Raw genomic sequence first — 15,930 nt, 5'->3', positions numbered from 1 at the left:
CAGACCTCATGATCGGCGGGGGCGGGGACGGGGCGGGGTGGGGTGGGGTGGGGTGGGTCAGCGGAGGGCGGCGAAGACCACGCCGGTGACCAGGCCGCCGACCAGGCCGCCGGCCACCACCTGGGTGGTGGTGTGGTCGCCCAGCCGCACCCGGGACCACCCGACCAGAGCCATCAGTGGCGCGGTGACCAGCAGCCGGGCCCCGAAGGTGAGCACCAGGACGACCACGGTGCCGGCGGCGACGGCCGAGTGGATGGACATCTTCCACCAATGGCTCACGGTCACCGCGACCACCAGGCCGACCACGCCGGCCGCGGCGAGCGCCAGCATCGGACGCGGGGCGCCGAGCGCCGCGAGCAGAGCCAGCCCGGCGGCGACCGAGCAGAGACCGAAGAGCAGCGGCACCCGGCGCTGCTCGCGCAGCCCCACGTGGTGATCGGTGAACCGGCCCCGACGGACCCCGCCGAGGATGTACGCGAACGGGATGCCGCTGACGAAGACGGTGGCCAGCAGCCCCCAGGCGAGCCCGTGGGCGCCGCCCCGGGCGCTGTGCCAGCCGATAATGAGCATCAGCACCGAGACCAGCACCGCGGGCGCGGTCAGCTCGGTGACCAGCCGGGCCAGTCGCAACGTCGGGCCGGGCCGGGCGACGGTGCCCGGACGGGGTTCCGCACCGCCGCCCACGCCGTCTCCTCCGCTCCGCACGCCGGCCGGCACGGGCCGGGGCGGCTCAGCCGCTTCTGATCGTCACCGTACCGGCGGGGAGGTGGCCGGGTGCCGGTCCACGGGTTCCCGGGGCGGCGGAACGCTGCTGGTGGCCGGCGGGGTCGGACTCCCGGCGCTGCTGGGAGTCGGGCCGGCGGTCAGGGTCGCCGGCGGGTCGACGGGTGTCGGGTGGGTCGCGGGCGGATCGGTCGGCTCCGGCGGACCTTCCGGTGGCGTCGAGTGGGTGGGGCTGGCCGTCCCGGTGGGGGTGGGACGGGGCGGCACCGAGATGGTGCTGGTCGCGGACGCCGTGGGCGACGGCCCGCCGGTCGGCGACCCGGTCGACGTCGGTGACGGGCTCGGCGAGGCGGAGGGCGGGGTGGGCCGGGGCGGGCGCGGCACCGGGGCGGGCGGCACCGGCCGGCCGGGGCCCGGTGGAGGCGGCACGGCCTGCTCCGGGCGGTCCGGCGTCTCCAGCGCGACCCCGGGCGACCAGCCGTTGGCGGCCGACGGGGTGATCACCGGGCGGGCCGGCGGGAGCGCGGGCTGACTGGTCACCGGCAGCGGGATGACCACCGGCCCGACCGACGGCGTCGGGATGAACGGGGTGCTGTTGTCCGGCAGGGCGGTGCTGCCCACCGTGGCCGAGCCGGCGCTGATCGCCGCCAGGATCGGCATCGACGCGGTGCCGGCGAGCAGCGCGACGGTGAAGAGGTAGCCCTTGGCCGGCGCGGCCGAGCCGCGGGCACGGTGCGCGCCGACCACCCGGCGGTAGCCGCCGTTGGTGGAGCGGTGCCGACCGAGCAGCGGCGTACCGGGACCGTCGGCTGGCTCGGACACCACGCCTCCCTCGTTGTCGACCGTGGACGGACCGGGACGCGGACGTGACCCGGAGATGCGGCAAACCACCCGATCGTGGCGATCCCGCGGCAATCAGCCTGGCCCAGTAACGCTGCGTTGACCAGCCCTCCACAGCGTGTCGACACACCCAACTGGCCGAACGGTGACGAATCAGCACCGGATCGTCGAGCGGCACCCGACGGGCCTGATGTTGACAAATGCCGCGAAGCAATTGGGTGCCAGCCGGAAGGGCGGGCGTACTTGTGGGCCCACTCACCTGCTCTGCGAATATGGACCACGACGGCAACGCAGCCGCGGCCTCCGCGCACCCTCGCGGCAGGTACGGCTGGGCGCCGGCGCTCCCGAACCGGGTTCGGCACCGAATCCGGCTCGCGCCGCGCGGCAACCCCCACCCGGGCTAGGCGCGGCCGCCAGGAACCCGTCCGGCACCGGCCGGACAGGTGCAGGATTTGCGCGGCCGGGTCACCCCCCGGTGCCGACGCAGAGACGACAGGGAGAGACGGATGGCAAAGGGCGACCCCGGGGTCACCACCCGCGGCAGGCGGGCCGCACCCCGCTCCAGGAAGTCCGCGGTCGGCGACCCGGACCTGGTACAGCTGCTCACCCCGGAGGGTGAGCGGATCGAGAGCTTCACCGGGCGGGACGGCACCGTGTACCGCGTCGACTTCACCGACGAGGAGTACCGCGGCCTGTACCGCGACCTGGTGCTGGTACGGAAGCTGGACGCCGAGGCCACCGCCCTGCAGCGTCAGGGTGAGCTGGGCATCTGGGCCAGCCTGCTCGGGCAGGAGGCGGCGCAGGTCGGCTCCGGCCGGGCGCTGCGTACCCAGGACATGGCCTTCCCGACCTACCGGGAGCACGGCGTCCTCTACTGCCGGGGCATCGACCCGATCATGCCGCTCGGCCTGTTCCGCGGCGTCGACCAGGGCGGCTGGGACCCGAACGAGTTCAAGTTCAACATGTACACGATCGTGATCGGGGCGCAGACCCTGCACGCGACCGGCTACGCCATGGGCATCACGATGGACGGCAAGACCGGCACCGAGGACGGCGAGGCGGTGATCGCCTACTTCGGCGACGGCGCCACCAGCCAGGGTGACGTCAACGAGGCCTTCGTCTGGGCCGGCGTGTTCAACGCCCCGATGGTCTTCTTCTGCCAGAACAACCAGTACGCGATCTCCGAGCCGCTGGAGCGGCAGACCCGGATCCCGCTCTACCAGCGGGCCGCCGGCTTCGGTTTCCCCGGTGTCCGGGTGGATGGCAACGACGTGCTGGCCTCGTACGCGGTGACCCGCACCGCGCTGGACAACGCCCGGCACGGGCAGGGCCCGAGCCTGATCGAGGCGTACACGTACCGGATGGGCGCGCACACCACCTCCGACGACCCGACCCGCTACCGGATCGCCAGCGAGGTCGAGGCCTGGCAGGCCAAGGACCCGATCGCCCGGGTCAAGGCCTTCCTGGAGAAGCAGCAGATCGCCGACGCGGACTTCTTCGCCGAGGTCGACGAGCAGGCCCGCCGCGAGTCGGTGCACCTGCGCGAGCGGGTGCTCGCCATGCCCAACCCCGAGCCGGTGACGATGTTCGACCACGTCTACCCCACCGGGTCCCCGCTGCTGGACGAGCAGCGCGCGCAGTTCAGCCGCTACATGGAGTCGTTCGAGGGGAGCGCCCACTGATGGCCACGGAGACGCTCACCCTCGGCAAGGCCCTGAACACCGGCCTGCGCCGCGCTCTCGAGAACGACCCCAAGGTCGTCATCATGGGCGAGGACGTCGGCAAGCTCGGCGGCGTCTTCCGGATCACCGACGGGCTCCAGAAGGACTTCGGCGACCAGCGGGTGATCGACACCCCGCTCGCCGAGTCCGGCATCATCGGCACCGCGATCGGCCTGGCCATCCGGGGCTACCGGCCGGTCTGCGAGATCCAGTTCGACGGCTTCGTCTACCCCGCGTACGACCAGATCGTGTCGCAGGTGGCGAAGATGCACTACCGCTCGCGGGGCAAGCTCAGGATCCCGATGGTGATCCGGATCCCGTTCGGCGGCGGCATCGGCGCGGTGGAGCACCACTCCGAGTCGCCGGAGGCGTACTTCGCACACACGGCCGGCCTGAAGGTGGTCTCCTGCGCCAACCCGCAGGACGCCTACGTGATGATCCAGCAGGCCATCGCCTCCGACGACCCGATCGTCTTCCTGGAGCCCAAGCGGCGCTACTGGGAGAAGGGCCCGGTCGACCTGGACGCGCCGTTGTCCGACGCGTACCCGCTGCACTCGGCCCGGGTGGTCCGGCCCGGCACCGACGTCACCCTGCTGGCGTACGGGCCGATGGTTCGGACCTGCCTGGACGCGGCGACCGCCGCCGCCGAGGACGGTCGGGAGCTGGAGGTCATCGACCTGCGGACGATCTCCCCGCTCGACCTGGGCGTGGTCTACGAGTCGGTGAAGCGCACCGGCCGGGCCGTGGTGGTGCACGAGGCCCCGTCCAACCTGGGTCTCGGCTCCGAGCTGGCCGCCCGGATCACCGAGCAGTGCTTCTACTCGCTGGAGTCGCCGGTGCTGCGGGTGACCGGCTTCGACATCCCCTACCCGGCCGCCCGGGTGGAGGAGGAGTTCCTGCCCGACCTCGACCGGGTGCTCGACGCCGTCGACCGCACCTTCGGCTGGTGAGCGGCATGTCCCGGATCAAGGAATTCAACCTGCCCGACCTGGGCGAGGGGCTGACCGAGGGCGAGATCCTCAGCTGGCTGGTCAAGGTCGGCGACGTCATCGAGTTGAACCAGCCGATCGTCGAGGTGGAGACGGCCAAGGCGGCCGTGGAGATCCCGGCGAAGTGGGCCGGGCGGGTGCAGCGGCTCTTCCACCCGGAGGGCACCACGGTCGAGGTCGGCACGCCGATCATCGCGATCGACACCGACCCGGACGCCGGCCCGCTGGACACCCCGGACACGCCGTCGGTCACCGGTCAGCCCAGCGGCGACCTGCCCGCTCCGTCGGCCGCGTCGTTGGCGGCGGTCGAGGTGGCGCCGGCCGAGGGCATGGTCGAGCCGGGTCTGATCGGCGGCCCCGCCCCGGGCGGGCGGACCGCGGTGCTGGTGGGCTACGGCCCGCGTACCACCGCGGCGAAGCGCCGCCCGCGCAAGGGCGCCGTCCCGGCGCAGGCCGTCACGACCCCCGCGCCGGTCGCGCCGGCCCCGCAGCCGGCGGCCGTGCCGGCACAGGGCCGCAACGGGCAGGGCGGTACGGCGGTCGGCGGGCTGGTGCTCGCCAAGCCGCCGGTACGCAAGCTCGCCAAGGACCTCGGGGTCGACCTGAGCACGCTGACGGGGTCGGGCCCGCTGGGCTCGATCACCCGGGAGGACGTGCAGCAGGCGGCGAGCGGGGCCGTGGCGACGGCCGAGCCGATCGCGGCGACGGTGGTCGGCACGACGGCTCCGAGCTTCGGCGCGGACCGCGAGCAGCGCATCCCGGTCAAGGGGGTACGCAAGCTCACCGCCGAGAACATGTCCCGGTCGGCCTTCACCGCGCCGCACGTGACGGAGTTCCTGACCGTAGACATGACCCGGGCGATGAAGGCGCTGGACCGGCTGCGCGGCCGGCGGGAGTGGCGCGACGTCCGGGTCTCGCCGCTGCTGCTGGTGGCGAAGGCGGTGCTGTTGGCGGTCAAGCGGCACCCGATGGTCAACTCGACCTGGGCCGGCGACGAGATCGTGGTCAAGGAGTACGTCAACCTCGGCATCGCGGCGGCCACCGAGCGCGGCCTGATCGTGCCGAACATCAAGGACGCCGGGCGGCTCACGCTGCGCGAGCTGGCCGACGCGATGACCGGGCTGGTGCAGACGGCGAAGGCCGGCCGCACCTCGCCGGCGGACATGTCCGGCGGCACCCTGACCATCACCAACGTCGGGGTGTTCGGGGTGGACACCGGCACGCCGATCCTGCCTCCGGGCGAGTCGGCGATCCTGGCCTTCGGTGCCGTCCGGGAGATGCCCTGGGTGCACAAGGGCAAGGTCCGCCCGCGCCAGGTCACCACGCTGGGCCTCTCCTTCGACCACCGGATCATCGACGGTGAGCTCGGGTCGAAGTTCCTCCGCGACATCGGCGACTTCCTCGCCGACCCGGAGGCGGCGCTGCTCGCCTGGACCTGACCGGTCCTTCCGCGCCAGCCACGGCCGGTGTGCCTCGGGTTAACGCCCGGCACACCGGCCGTGTCCATTGGCAGACGGAAACCTAAGCGGCCGGCTGGTTTTACCTTCGATTGTTCGGCTGGTGTCTCAGCTCACCTAATAATCGATGGAAGTTGGCCCCCTGGTGCGGTTAAATAGAGACACCAGGGGCTGACAACCGAATAGCCAGGAGGAGAGACACCATGAGCATGATCGAGCGGATCCGGACCCGTCGCGACGCCACCCGCCGCGCGCGTGCCATCGAGCACGCGCTGCGCTCGGCGAACTCGCCGGCGGTCCGCGAGGAGCTCCTCGCCATCGCCCAGCGTCACATGAGCTGACGCGCCACGACGTTCCTCTTCTCCTCCAGATCGATGACCCGCCCGGACGCCCCGGGCGGGTCATCGGCGTTTCACACCCGTCGGCACCGGGATTCCACCTAGCCGCAGCGCCCGGTACGGTGGGCTTCGGTCGTCGCCCGCCGACCCGGCGAGGTCGAGCCGATAGAAGCAGTTCGACATCGTCCGGCCACGGGGAGTGACGACCGGTGCTCCCCGGAGGCCGCGGGCGGCCACCGGATACGGTGCGGGGAGCCCGGCACGGCCGGCATGCCGGCGACGCCGGCAGCCCTGCCGAGGAGACCGATCGGCACGGGCGGCCGAATGTGATGGAGGAGGCGCACCGATGACGTCCGAGGGCCCGCACCACCCCGGCCAGGAGCCGGACGAGGTGTCACCGGGCGCCGGCGGACCGGCGCCGTACGGCGACCGGCCGGCGCAGCCGGGGAACGGCTACGGCGCCGCCGGCCCGGACCTGGGCTGGGCGCCCCCGCCGCCGCCGCCGCCGCCGGCAGGATCCAACCCGCCCGCCCCCGCCTGGGCGGGGCAGCAGGACCAACCCCCCGTTCCGCAGTGGGGCACCGCGCAGGTGCCGCCGCCCGCCGAGGCGGGGCAGCCCGGCCCGTGGGCGAGCACCGGCAGCGCACAGCCCGAGCAACCCGACCAGGCCTGGGCCGCGACCGGCACCGCCCAGCCCGGCTGGGGTGCACAGCCTGAGCAGCAGCCCGGCCCGGCCTGGGCCGGCGCCGAGCAGCCCGCCTGGGCGCAGTCTCAGCCGGCCGCCCGGGGTGCGGCGCAGGTGCCGGCCCCCGCGCCGGCCACGCAGGCCTGGCCCCAGGACGACTCGGCCCGCTCCGGCGGCTGGGCCCAGCAGGAGGCCGCCGGCACCGCACCGCAGGACGACCCGGGCCGCGCCGACGGCTGGGCCGGCACCGGGCAGCCCGGCACGGCCAACGGCGGCTGGGCCGACGGTGGGCAGCAGGACACGCCGGGCCGCGCCGGCGGCTGGGCCGACGGGCCCGCGCAGCAGGACGCCCCGGCGAAGGCCGGCGGCTGGGCCGACGGTGCGCAGCAGAACGGTCAGCAGGCCTGGGGCCAGGCCGAGCAGTCCGGCCAGACCTGGGGACAGGCCGAGCAGTCGGTCCCGGCCTGGGGCCAGCCCGAGCCCGCCGCGCGCGGCGCCGCGCAGGTGTCGGCGGCGGACGACCCGGCCCGCTCCGGCGGTTGGGCCGCGCAGCAGGACCCGGCAGCCTCCGGCGGCTGGGCCAGCCAGCAGGACCCGGCCGGCTCCGGCGGCTGGCCGGCAGCGGCCGGGGCGCAGCCGGACGAGGCCGCGCAGCCGGCCGGCTGGGGTACCACCGCCGCGCCGGAGGACCGGCCGGGGCAGCCCGACTGGATGCTCGCGCAGAACGACGAGCGGCCGCAGGGGAACCCCGCCCCGGGCGCCTGGGGCGAGAGCCCTGCCGGCTCGGCTCAGGACGACGCCGCCCGCTCCGGCGGCTGGGCTGCCGCGGAGCCGAACGGCGCGCCGGCCCGGGCCAGCGCGAGCGTGCCCGGCGCCGACGCCGCCCCGGCCTGGGGTGCGGAGAACCCAGCGCAGTGGACCGGCGCCGAGCGGCCCGCCGCGTCGGAGGTCGAGCCGTGGTCGGCCAGCGAGGCGTGGGGCCGAGCCGACGCCGCGGCTGGCCGGGCCCCGGAACAGGCCGAGGAGCAGCCCGTCTACCAGCCCGGCCCCGCGCCGGGCATCTCACCGGCCAACGCGGTGCCGCTGCCCCCGCAGGAGCAGCGGGTACCCGGCGCCAGTCTGGCCGCCGCCCCGCCCGCCGACTACGCCCCGCCGGCCGAGTTCGGCTCGCCGGCCCCGTACGGCGCCCCGGCGGGCGAGCGCGCCGACTGGCCCGAGCGGGCCGGTGGCGACGGTGCCGGGCAGTCGTACGAGCAGGAGCAGTCCGGCTGGGGTCAGGCCGAGGCGCGCAACGAGGAGCCGTCCTCGGCCGGGCCCGTGGTGCCCGCGCCGCGTACCTCGCCGGAGTCGGGTGCGGCCGCCCGCGCGTCCGTACCGCAGGCCGACGCCGTGGGCCGGGCGGCAGCGAGCGCCTCGGTGCCGCTGGCCAGCCGGGTGATGCCACCGACCGACCAGGCCATGCGGCCGACGGGTTCACCCGCCCCGCAGCCCCGGGTCTACGGCCGGCCGGCCCGCCCCGAGACCGCGGACGAGCCGGCGCAGGCCGAGCCCGATCCGTACGGCATGGAGCACCGGCCCGAGTCCGGGCCGGAGCCTCGCTTCGACGACCGGGTGCCGCCGCCGAGCGGCTTCGCCGAGAACCCGCCGCTGAACTCCGGCCCGTCCGCCCCACCGGCGTTCCCGCCGGGCGTGCCGTCGTTCGTCGACGCGCCGAGCAGCAACCGACCGATGAACGGCGTGCGCCCGCACCCCGGGACGGAGCGGCCGGCTGACCCGTTCGGCTCGCCGGCTTCGCCGCACGGCGACGCCGGCATGGGTGGGATCCCCGGTTACGGCCCGCCCGGCGCGGCCGACCCGGCACCTGGCGGGTTCCCCCCGCCGTTCCCGCCGCCTCCGCAGCAGCAGCCCCTGCCGTCCTGGGGGCCGAGCACGCCGAACGCCTCGGAGTCCGACCAGGGACGCTTCGACGCGTTCAAGCCGGACGAGGAGCCGAAGGTCGAGGCGCCGACGCCGAAGGTGCGCAACGGCCGTGTGCTGGCAGCCGTGCTGGTCGCCGCGGTGCTCATCCTGGCGGTGCCGCTGGGTCTGCTCATGCTGCTCGGCAAGGTCGGCGGCGGTAACGAGGCGCCGGCGTTCGACCCGGCCGTCGGCACCTGCGTGAAGCAGGACGGCGAGGGTGCCGTGGCGGCGGACTGCGGCGAGGCCAACGCGTTCACGGTGACCTCCAAGGTGGACAACAAGGACAAGTGCGCCGACCCGGCCCAGCCGCGGGTGGAGCTGTCGGGTGGCGGGTCCAACCGGGTGCTCTGCCTGAAGCCGGCCGGACAGTAGAACCATCCGACGGCGGGGCCACGGACCTCCGTGGCCCCGCCGTTCGCGTCCGCCGCCGGTCGCTCCCGGAGTGTGATCGAGCCCGCTCGAGGTACCGGCCGACCCGGCCACCGGTCTCCGGCAGACTGGACGCATGAGCGCACGAGTACGGGCCCCCGAGCTGCGCGGTCGGGGCTGGCTGAACACCGGCGGGCGTGAGCTGAAGCTCGCCGACCTCCGCGGCAAGATCGTGTTGGCCGATTTCTGGACCTTCTGCTGCATCAACTGCCTGCACGTGCTCGACGAACTGCGCCCGCTCGAAGAGAAGTACGGCGACGTGCTCGTCGTGATCGGCGTCCACTCGCCGAAGTTCGAGCACGAGAAGGACCCGGACGCGTTGGCGGCGGCGGTCGAGCGGTACGGGGTTCACCACCCGGTCCTCGACGACCCCGAGCTGATCACCTGGCAGCAGTACGCGGCCCGCGCCTGGCCGACCCTGTCGGTGATCGACCCCGAGGGTTACGTGGTGGCCACCATGGCCGGCGAGGGTCACGCCGAGGGCCTGGCTCGGCTGATCGACGAGCTGATCGCCACCCACGAGGCGAAGGGCACGCTGCACCGGGGCGACGGCCCCTACGTCCCGCCCACCGAGCCGGAGACCACGCTGCGCTTCCCCGGCAAGGCCGTGCTGCTCGACTCCGGCAACCTGCTGGTCTCCGACTCGGCCCGGCACTCCCTGGCCGAGCTGGCACCGGACGGCGAGCGGCTGGTCCGCCGGATCGGCTCGGGCAGCCGGGGCCGGGTCGACGGGCCGGCCGCGGCGGCGACCTTCTCCGAGCCGCAGGGGCTCTGCCTGCTCCCGACGCACGTGGCCGAGGTGGCCGGCTACGACCTGGTCGTCGCGGACACCGTCAACCACCTGCTGCGCGGCGTACGGCTCGCGACCGGCGAGGTGGTCACGGTGGCCGGCAGCGGGCGGCAGTGGCGCTCGACGGTCGACGACCACGCGCACGACGCGCTCTCGGTCGACCTCTCCTCCCCCTGGGACCTGGCCTGGTACGACGACAAGCTGATCATCGCCATGGCCGGCATCCACCAGCTCTGGTGGTTCGACCCGATCAAGCGGACCGCCGGCATGTACGCGGGCACCACCGTCGAGGCGCTCCGCGACGGCCTGCTGGCCGAGGCGTGGATGGCGCAGCCCTCCGGCCTCTCCGTCTCCGCCGACGGCACCCGGCTGTGGATCGCCGACAGCGAGACCAGTGCGATCCGCTACATCGAGAACGGGGTGCTGGGCACCGCGGTCGGGCAGGGGCTCTTCGACTTCGGCCACGTCGACGGGCCGGCCGAGACGGCGCTGCTCCAGCACCCGCTGGGGGTGTGCGCGCTGCCCGACGGGTCGGTGCTGGTCGCCGACACGTACAACGGGGCGGTCCGGCGCTTCGACCCGGAGACCGCCCAGGTCTCCACGGTCGCCGACGGCCTGGCCGAGCCGAGCGATCTGGTGCTCACCCCGGAGGGCGAGGTGCTGGTGGTCGAGTCCGCCGCGCACCGGCTCACCCGGCTGGCTCCCGGCGCGCTCTCCGCGGCCGGCGCGAGCACGGTGGACGGCCCCCGGCACCGCACCGAACGGAAGCCGACCGACGTCACCGCCGGCGAGCTGACCCTGGACATCATCTTCACCCCGGCGCCCGGCCAGAAGCTGGACGAGACGTACGGCCCGTCGACCCGGCTGGTGATCTCCGCCTCGCCACCGGAGCTGCTCGTCGAGGGGGCCGGCAGCGGTACCGACCTGTCCCGCCGACTGGTGGTCAACGGCGAGGTCGCCGGCGGCGTGCTGCAGGTGACCGCGCAGGCGGCGACCTGCGACGCGGACGTCGAGCACGCGGCCTGCCACCTGACCCGGCAGGACTGGGGGGTGCCGGTCCGGGTGGTCGACACCGGCGTCGCCCGCCTGCCGCTGGTCCTGCGCGGTCTGGACGCCTGAGACCCGACTCCGGGCCCCGGTGCTGAGCGCCGGGGCCCGCGCTCAGCCAGTGAAGGGGCTGAGCTGGACGCCGGCATCGATCAGCGAGGCGCGGACCATCTCCGCGGCGGCGACCGCCCCGTGGCTGTCGCCGTGCAGGCAGATCGACTCGACCGGGCACGGGACGACGCTGCCGTCCACCGCCACCACGGTCTGCTCGGTGGCCATCCGGAGCGCGCGCTCGGCGACCTGCTCCGGGTCGGTGACCAGGGCACCCGGCGCGCCGCGGGGCACCAGGGTGCCGTTGGGCAGGTAGCCACGGTCGGCGAACCCCTCGGCGACCACCCGCAGCCCGGCACCGACCGCCAGTTGGGCGAGCACCGACCCGGACGAGCAGAGCAGCGGCAGCTGATCGTCGTACTCGCCGACCGCCGCGACCAGCGCCGCCGCCTGGGACTCGTCGCGCGCCGCCGCGTGGTAGAGCGCGCCGTGCGGCTTCAGGTAGCGGACCTGGGTGCGGAACAGCCGGCAGAACGCGTCCAACGCCCCGAGCTGGTACAGGACCTCGTCACGCAGCTCCGCGAAGTCGTACGCGATGTGTCGCCGGCCGAACCCGGCCAGGTCCCGGTAGCCGACCTGGGCGCCCACCGCGACACTGCGGCGCGCCGCGGCCTCGCTGACTCGACGCATCGTGGACGCGTCGCCGGCGTGGAAGCCGCAGGCGACATTCGCGGAGGTGACCAGGCCCAGTAGCGCCTCGTCGTCGCCGAGCCGCCAGATGCCGAATCCCTCGCCCAGGTCAGCGTTGAGGTCCATGGAATCTGACGGTAGTACCTGGCCGGGCCTGCGCGAGCGGGGTCACGTCGGCCACCACCCCGATGACCGGATACCCGCCGGTGGTGGGGTGGTCCGCGAGGAAGATCAACGGTTGGCCGTCCGCCGGCACCTGCACCGCGCCGAGCACGATCCCCTCGCTCGGCAGCTCGCCCGGCACCGCGCGGGGCAGGGCCGCGCCGACCAGTCGCGCGCCGACCCGGTTGCTCACCGGGCTGATCGTGTACGCGGTGTCGAAGAGCCGCTCGAACGCGGCCGGGGTGAACCAGTCGTCGCGCGGGCCGAGCCGGACGGCGAGCCGCAGCTCGGGGCCCGGCGACGGGCCGACGGTGAGGTCGACCGGCGCGGGCGGCCCGACCGGCACGCCGAGGGGCAGCCGGTCACCGTCGCGCAGCGCGGGCGGGCCCAGCCCGGAGAGCGTGTCGGTGGAGCGGCTGCCCAGCACCGGCGGCACGTCGATCCCGCCGCAGACCGCCAGCCAGCTGCGCAGACCTCGCCGGGCGGGGCCGATCCGCAGCACCGCCCCGGCCGGTACGGAGAGCGGCCGGCCCGCGTCGCCCGGACGCTGGTCCACCCGGACCTCCACCTCGGCGCCGGTGAGGGCGACGGTGGCCGCCCGGGACAGCCGCAGCGCGCACCCGGTCAGCGTGACCTCCAGCCCGGCGGCCGTCTCCGGGTTGCCGACCAGCCGGTTCGCCAGCCTCATCGCGGCCGGGTCCAGTGCGCCGGAGCGGGGCACCCCGAGGTGGGCGAAGCCGGGCCGGCCCAGGTCCTGCACCGTGGTGAGCGCCCCGGCCCGAAGCACCTCGAGGGTGCCGGTCATGCTCGCTCCTCCCGCTCACCGGCCACCAGGCGGACCCGGGCACCCGGGGCCAGCCGGGCCGGCGGGTCGGCAGCGACGTCGAAGAGCACCATCCCGGTCCGTCCGACGAGCAGCCAGCCACCCGGCGACGCGCTCGGGTAGATGCCGGCGTACGGGCCGGCCAGCGCGACCGAGCCGGCCGGCACCCGGGGGCGGGGGGTGGGCAGCCGGGGCAGCGCCAGCTCGGCCGGCAGCCCGGTCAGGTAGGGAAACCCCGGCGCGAAACCGCAGAAGGCCACCCGGAACTCGGTGCCGGCCAGCCGCTCGATCACCGCCGGCACGGTGGTGGCCCAGTGCTCCGCGACGACCGGCAGGTCAGCGCCGTCGTACGTCACCGGCACCTCGATCGTCCCCACGGCGCCTGCCGTGGCGGCCGGACGCGGAACCCAGCTCGCGATCAACCGGGCAGTCGTCGCCGGGTCCGGTACCCCGTCGAGCAGGACGGTGGCGGCCGCCGGGACGATCTCGACGGCGGTCAGCTCGCCGAGATCGCGGCGGCGGGACAGCTCGGCCCGCCACGCCTCCACCCGACCGGCGACGTCGACCCCGGCCAGCGCACCGGGTTCCGCGCAGTCGAGCAGCAGGGCGTGCGCCCCGACCGGCCGGATCCGCATCCCGCCATCTTCGCCGACCACTGCCGCGCGCGGTACCGACCGTTGCGGGTGGATGCGCGTGACGAGACGCACTACTTCTAAGTAACCTACGGTGTCGTAACCTGTTGTGGTGACCACCTCCGCACCGCTTCGGCTCAAGCCGGTCGACATCGGTAAACCCCGGATGCGCGGCTGGCTGCACGCGTACGCGTTCTTCGTCGCCCTGGTCTGCGGGATCGTGCTCTGCTCGATCGCCGCCACCCGGCCGGGCTGGGCGCCCCTGGTCAGCTGCGTCGTCTACAGCCTGACCGTCTGCGGGCTCTTCGGTACCAGCGCTCTCTACCACCGTCGGGTGTGGTCGGAGCGGGGCTACCAGATCATGCGCCGGATGGACCACTCGATGATCTTCGTGTTCATCGCCGGGACGTACACGCCGTTCTGCGTGCTGCTGCTGGAGCGGCGCTTGGCGACCATCATGCTCGCCGTGGTCTGGGGCGGCGCGCTCGCCGGCGTGGCGCTGAAGATGATCTGGCCACACGCCCCCCGCTGGCTCTCCGCCCCGCTCTACCTGGCGCTGGGCTGGGTTGCGGTGGCGATGCTGCCGCAGATCCTGCACCAGGGCGGGGTGACGGCGCTGGTGCTGCTGCTGACCGGGGGCGCGATCTACAGCGTCGGCGCGGTCTTCTACGCGCTACGCCGGCCGAACCCCTGGCCGACGGTCTTCGGCCACCACGAGTTCTTCCACGCCTGCACCCTGGTGGCCGCGATCTGCCACCACATCGCGATCTACTTCGCGCTCTTCGCCTGAGCCCGGGCACGCCGAGGGCCCCGCGACGCTGCGGGGCCCTCGGGAGCAGGGGGTGGCTCAGACCGTGCGGCCTGGCCGACGCACCTCGCGGTACTCCTGCACGACCCGGTCGTCCTGCGCCGGCACCACCCGGTCGGTCACCACGCGGTCCTCGCGGACGGGGGCGGAGGTGACCACCGTGCGCCGGCGGTTGTTCCAGAAGTAGAGGGTGACGAGCAGGCCGGCGACGCCGGCGAGCATGAGCACCCACCCGACGACGGCCAGGTTGAGCCAGCCCAGGTCGGCTTCCACGGCGAACGCGAAGATCGCACCCAGTGCGATCAGGAAAATGCTGCCACCAATGCCCATCGTCGCCTCCTCGGCTGTCAGCTGGCGTTTCTTCCCGCCGCGGCCATCGGTGAGGTTGCGGCACCCATCGACTTACCCAGGCAGCGTGATCGCCAATCGGGCAAGCTGGGGGCATGACGGACGCGTACACCGGGGGACGGACACTGGTGCTGTTGCGGCACTCGAAGGCCGTGCAGTCCGAGGAGACTCCGGACGCGGATCGACCACTGACCAGCCGAGGGCGGGCCGACGCGGAGGCCGCGGGCGCCTGGCTCGCCAAGCACGGTCTGCTGCCCGACGTGGTGCTCTGCTCCGACGCCCTGCGGACCCGGGAGACCTGGCACGGGGTGGCGATGGGCATGACCGGTGCGCCACCGGAGGGCGGTTCCGCCGGTCCCCGCCCCGACGTACGGTTTGAGCGGGACGCCTATGAGGCGCACCCGGAGGACCTGTTGGCGCTGATCCGCCGGGTGGATCCGATGGCCCGCACGGTGCTGATGGTCGCGCACAACCCGGGGATCTCGCTGCTGTCGGCGCTGCTCGACCCTCAGCGGGCCGACCCCGAGGGGCTGCGTACCACCGACCTGGCCGTGCACCGCGGCCCGCAGCCGTGGGCCGAGCTGGACCGGGGCGGCGCGGAGATCACCGAACGGCACACCGCACGCGGCTGAGCCACCCGCCGGTCGGCGGGTGGCTCGGCGTCACGTGGCTCAGGAGGGTGGTGCGGTCGGCGGCGGCGGGTCCGGAGGCGGCGGCATCATCGCGGTCGGATGAGACAGCCGGTTCTCCTCCACGATCAGGGTGCGGGCCCGCTTGCGCCGGTCCTGCCAGAACCAGAGCGTGGTGAGCAGGACGCCCAACCCGGCCAGGATGAACACCCAGCCGACCGCGCGCAGGTCGACCCACCAGACGTTAGCTCTGATGGCGAAGGTCAGGATCGCGCCGATCGCGATCAGGAAGATCCCACTACCAATGCCCATGTGCGCTGCACTCCCCCGTGCGGTGGCTCCGGGCGCGTTCCGACGTGGTCCGGCGACGGTTACCCGCCACGGCCACGGGCTACCCGGCTCGGCTAACCGAATGCACCGCCGGCCCCGGGAATCGGGATGGCGGGCACAGAACGGATGGATCTACTCAGACGGCCGATCGACGGCCGGAACGACTGCCGGCCGGCGGCGGTCGGCGGCCCGGCGTCGGCGGGGCGGGGGTTGGCGGGGCGGGGGTTGGCGGCTGGCTGCTGGCTGCGGCTCGATAGGGATGGGCGCGGCGGCGGGCGACCTGCTCGCACCCTTTGCTCTGCTTCAGCGGCGGCAACAATTTCGGGCTTTGACTGTCGCCTCTGCTGAAGCAGAGCAAAGGCGGCGAAAGGACAGCGGATCGAGCGGCCGCACCCCGAGCACCTGGGCTGCCGCCGCCCGCCCGCACCTCGGATTGTCGCCTCGGCTGAAGCAGAGCAAGACGGCGAAAGGCAGTCCAG

Annotated in this window: 15 protein-coding genes; 8 read left to right on the top strand and 7 right to left on the bottom strand. The window is 74.3% G+C overall.

Annotated features, from left to right (window positions below; translation table 11 throughout):
- Positions 1-57 precede the first annotated feature (57 nt).
- Together AB0C04_RS01540 and AB0C04_RS01535 are read right to left on the bottom strand one after the other, a co-directional pair.
- Complete coding sequence (locus AB0C04_RS01540; RefSeq protein ID WP_357046826.1) at positions 58-684, bottom strand: phosphatase PAP2 family protein; 627 nt, start codon at positions 682-684, stop codon at positions 58-60.
- Positions 685-747: 63 nt separating this feature from the next.
- Positions 748-1,545 carry a hypothetical protein gene (locus AB0C04_RS01535; RefSeq protein WP_357046824.1) on the bottom strand — a complete coding sequence of 266 codons (798 nt, stop codon included), beginning with the start codon at positions 1,543-1,545 and terminating at the stop codon, positions 748-750.
- 524 nt (positions 1,546-2,069) lie between these two features.
- On the opposite strand from AB0C04_RS01535, the gene pdhA reads away from it, so the two are divergent.
- From pdhA to AB0C04_RS01505, 6 genes are all read left to right on the top strand, one after another.
- A complete protein-coding gene (gene pdhA / locus AB0C04_RS01530) occupies positions 2,070-3,245 on the top strand; it encodes a pyruvate dehydrogenase (acetyl-transferring) E1 component subunit alpha (protein ID WP_357046822.1) in 1,176 nt (391 codons plus the stop codon).
- On the top strand, positions 3,245-4,234 hold the full coding sequence (locus AB0C04_RS01525; RefSeq protein ID WP_357046820.1) for an alpha-ketoacid dehydrogenase subunit beta: 990 nt from the start codon (positions 3,245-3,247) through the stop codon (positions 4,232-4,234). Before pdhA ends, AB0C04_RS01525 begins: the two co-directional genes overlap by 1 nt.
- A gap of 5 nt (positions 4,235-4,239) precedes the next feature.
- A complete protein-coding gene (locus AB0C04_RS01520; RefSeq protein WP_357049038.1) occupies positions 4,240-5,712 on the top strand; it encodes a dihydrolipoamide acetyltransferase family protein in 1,473 nt (490 codons plus the stop codon).
- A gap of 221 nt (positions 5,713-5,933) precedes the next feature.
- A complete protein-coding gene (locus AB0C04_RS01515) occupies positions 5,934-6,071 on the top strand; it encodes a hypothetical protein (protein ID WP_350868483.1) in 138 nt (45 codons plus the stop codon).
- A gap of 343 nt (positions 6,072-6,414) precedes the next feature.
- On the top strand, positions 6,415-9,084 hold the full coding sequence (locus AB0C04_RS01510) for a hypothetical protein (RefSeq protein ID WP_357046818.1): 2,670 nt from the start codon (positions 6,415-6,417) through the stop codon (positions 9,082-9,084).
- A gap of 133 nt (positions 9,085-9,217) precedes the next feature.
- A complete protein-coding gene (locus AB0C04_RS01505) occupies positions 9,218-11,050 on the top strand; it encodes an NHL domain-containing thioredoxin family protein (protein WP_357046816.1) in 1,833 nt (610 codons plus the stop codon).
- A 42-nt stretch (positions 11,051-11,092) separates the two neighbouring features.
- Here AB0C04_RS01505 and AB0C04_RS01500 read toward each other — a convergent pair whose 3' ends face one another.
- From AB0C04_RS01500 to AB0C04_RS01490, 3 genes are read right to left on the bottom strand one after another with little or no spacing between them, the layout of a single operon-like run.
- A complete protein-coding gene (locus AB0C04_RS01500; RefSeq protein ID WP_357046814.1) occupies positions 11,093-11,845 on the bottom strand; it encodes a 5-oxoprolinase subunit PxpA in 753 nt (250 codons plus the stop codon).
- Entirely contained in the window at positions 11,829-12,686 is an 858-nt protein-coding gene (locus AB0C04_RS01495; protein WP_357046812.1) for a biotin-dependent carboxyltransferase family protein, read from the bottom strand. Before AB0C04_RS01495 ends, AB0C04_RS01500 begins: the two co-directional genes overlap by 17 nt.
- Positions 12,683-13,339: an allophanate hydrolase subunit 1 gene (locus AB0C04_RS01490; RefSeq protein WP_357046810.1), complete on the bottom strand. Its 657-nt coding sequence runs from the start codon at positions 13,337-13,339 to the stop codon at positions 12,683-12,685. The genes AB0C04_RS01495 and AB0C04_RS01490 overlap by 4 nt, the downstream gene beginning before the upstream one ends.
- A gap of 109 nt (positions 13,340-13,448) precedes the next feature.
- Between AB0C04_RS01490 and AB0C04_RS01485 the strand changes: the two genes are divergently transcribed.
- Complete coding sequence (locus AB0C04_RS01485; protein WP_357046808.1) at positions 13,449-14,126, top strand: hemolysin III family protein; 678 nt, start codon at positions 13,449-13,451, stop codon at positions 14,124-14,126.
- A gap of 57 nt (positions 14,127-14,183) precedes the next feature.
- On the opposite strand, the gene AB0C04_RS01480 is transcribed toward AB0C04_RS01485, so the two are convergent.
- Positions 14,184-14,474: a DUF6458 family protein gene (locus AB0C04_RS01480; protein ID WP_357046806.1), complete on the bottom strand. Its 291-nt coding sequence runs from the start codon at positions 14,472-14,474 to the stop codon at positions 14,184-14,186.
- A 113-nt stretch (positions 14,475-14,587) separates the two neighbouring features.
- On the opposite strand from AB0C04_RS01480, the gene AB0C04_RS01475 reads away from it, so the two are divergent.
- Positions 14,588-15,124, top strand: a complete 537-nt coding sequence (locus tag AB0C04_RS01475; RefSeq protein ID WP_357046804.1) for a histidine phosphatase family protein — start codon at positions 14,588-14,590, stop codon at positions 15,122-15,124.
- Between the two features lie 39 nt (positions 15,125-15,163).
- On the opposite strand, the gene AB0C04_RS01470 is transcribed toward AB0C04_RS01475, so the two are convergent.
- The gene (locus tag AB0C04_RS01470) at positions 15,164-15,433 is read right to left on the bottom strand and encodes a DUF6458 family protein (protein ID WP_013730795.1); all 270 of its coding nucleotides are present in this window, start codon (positions 15,431-15,433) and stop codon (positions 15,164-15,166) included.
- Between the last annotated feature and the right edge of the window lie 497 nt (positions 15,434-15,930).

This window comes from Micromonospora sp. NPDC048909, assembly GCF_040649635.1.
Lineage (GTDB): Bacteria > Actinomycetota > Actinomycetes > Mycobacteriales > Micromonosporaceae > Micromonospora.
Note: the sequence above shows the minus strand (reverse complement) of the source record. Positions and strands in the feature narration are given on the sequence as shown.

Excerpts from the sequence above, each read along its gene's own strand:
- pdhA (WP_357046822.1), top strand. The coding sequence starts at position 2,070 with ATGGCAAAGGGCGACCCCGGGGTCACCACCCGCGGCAGGCGGGCCGCA.
- AB0C04_RS01525 (WP_357046820.1), top strand. The coding sequence starts at position 3,245 with ATGGCCACGGAGACGCTCACCCTCGGCAAGGCCCTGAACACCGGCCTG.
- AB0C04_RS01520 (WP_357049038.1), top strand. The coding sequence starts at position 4,240 with ATGTCCCGGATCAAGGAATTCAACCTGCCCGACCTGGGCGAGGGGCTG.
- AB0C04_RS01515 (WP_350868483.1), top strand. The coding sequence starts at position 5,934 with ATGAGCATGATCGAGCGGATCCGGACCCGTCGCGACGCCACCCGCCGC.
- AB0C04_RS01510 (WP_357046818.1), top strand. The coding sequence starts at position 6,415 with ATGACGTCCGAGGGCCCGCACCACCCCGGCCAGGAGCCGGACGAGGTG.
- AB0C04_RS01505 (WP_357046816.1), top strand. The coding sequence starts at position 9,218 with ATGAGCGCACGAGTACGGGCCCCCGAGCTGCGCGGTCGGGGCTGGCTG.
- AB0C04_RS01500 (WP_357046814.1), bottom strand. The coding sequence starts at position 11,845 with ATGGACCTCAACGCTGACCTGGGCGAGGGATTCGGCATCTGGCGGCTC.
- AB0C04_RS01495 (WP_357046812.1), bottom strand. The coding sequence starts at position 12,686 with ATGACCGGCACCCTCGAGGTGCTTCGGGCCGGGGCGCTCACCACGGTG.
- AB0C04_RS01490 (WP_357046810.1), bottom strand. The coding sequence starts at position 13,339 with ATGCGGATCCGGCCGGTCGGGGCGCACGCCCTGCTGCTCGACTGCGCG.
- AB0C04_RS01480 (WP_357046806.1), bottom strand. The coding sequence starts at position 14,474 with ATGGGCATTGGTGGCAGCATTTTCCTGATCGCACTGGGTGCGATCTTC.
- AB0C04_RS01475 (WP_357046804.1), top strand. The coding sequence starts at position 14,588 with ATGACGGACGCGTACACCGGGGGACGGACACTGGTGCTGTTGCGGCAC.
- AB0C04_RS01470 (WP_013730795.1), bottom strand. The coding sequence starts at position 15,433 with ATGGGCATTGGTAGTGGGATCTTCCTGATCGCGATCGGCGCGATCCTG.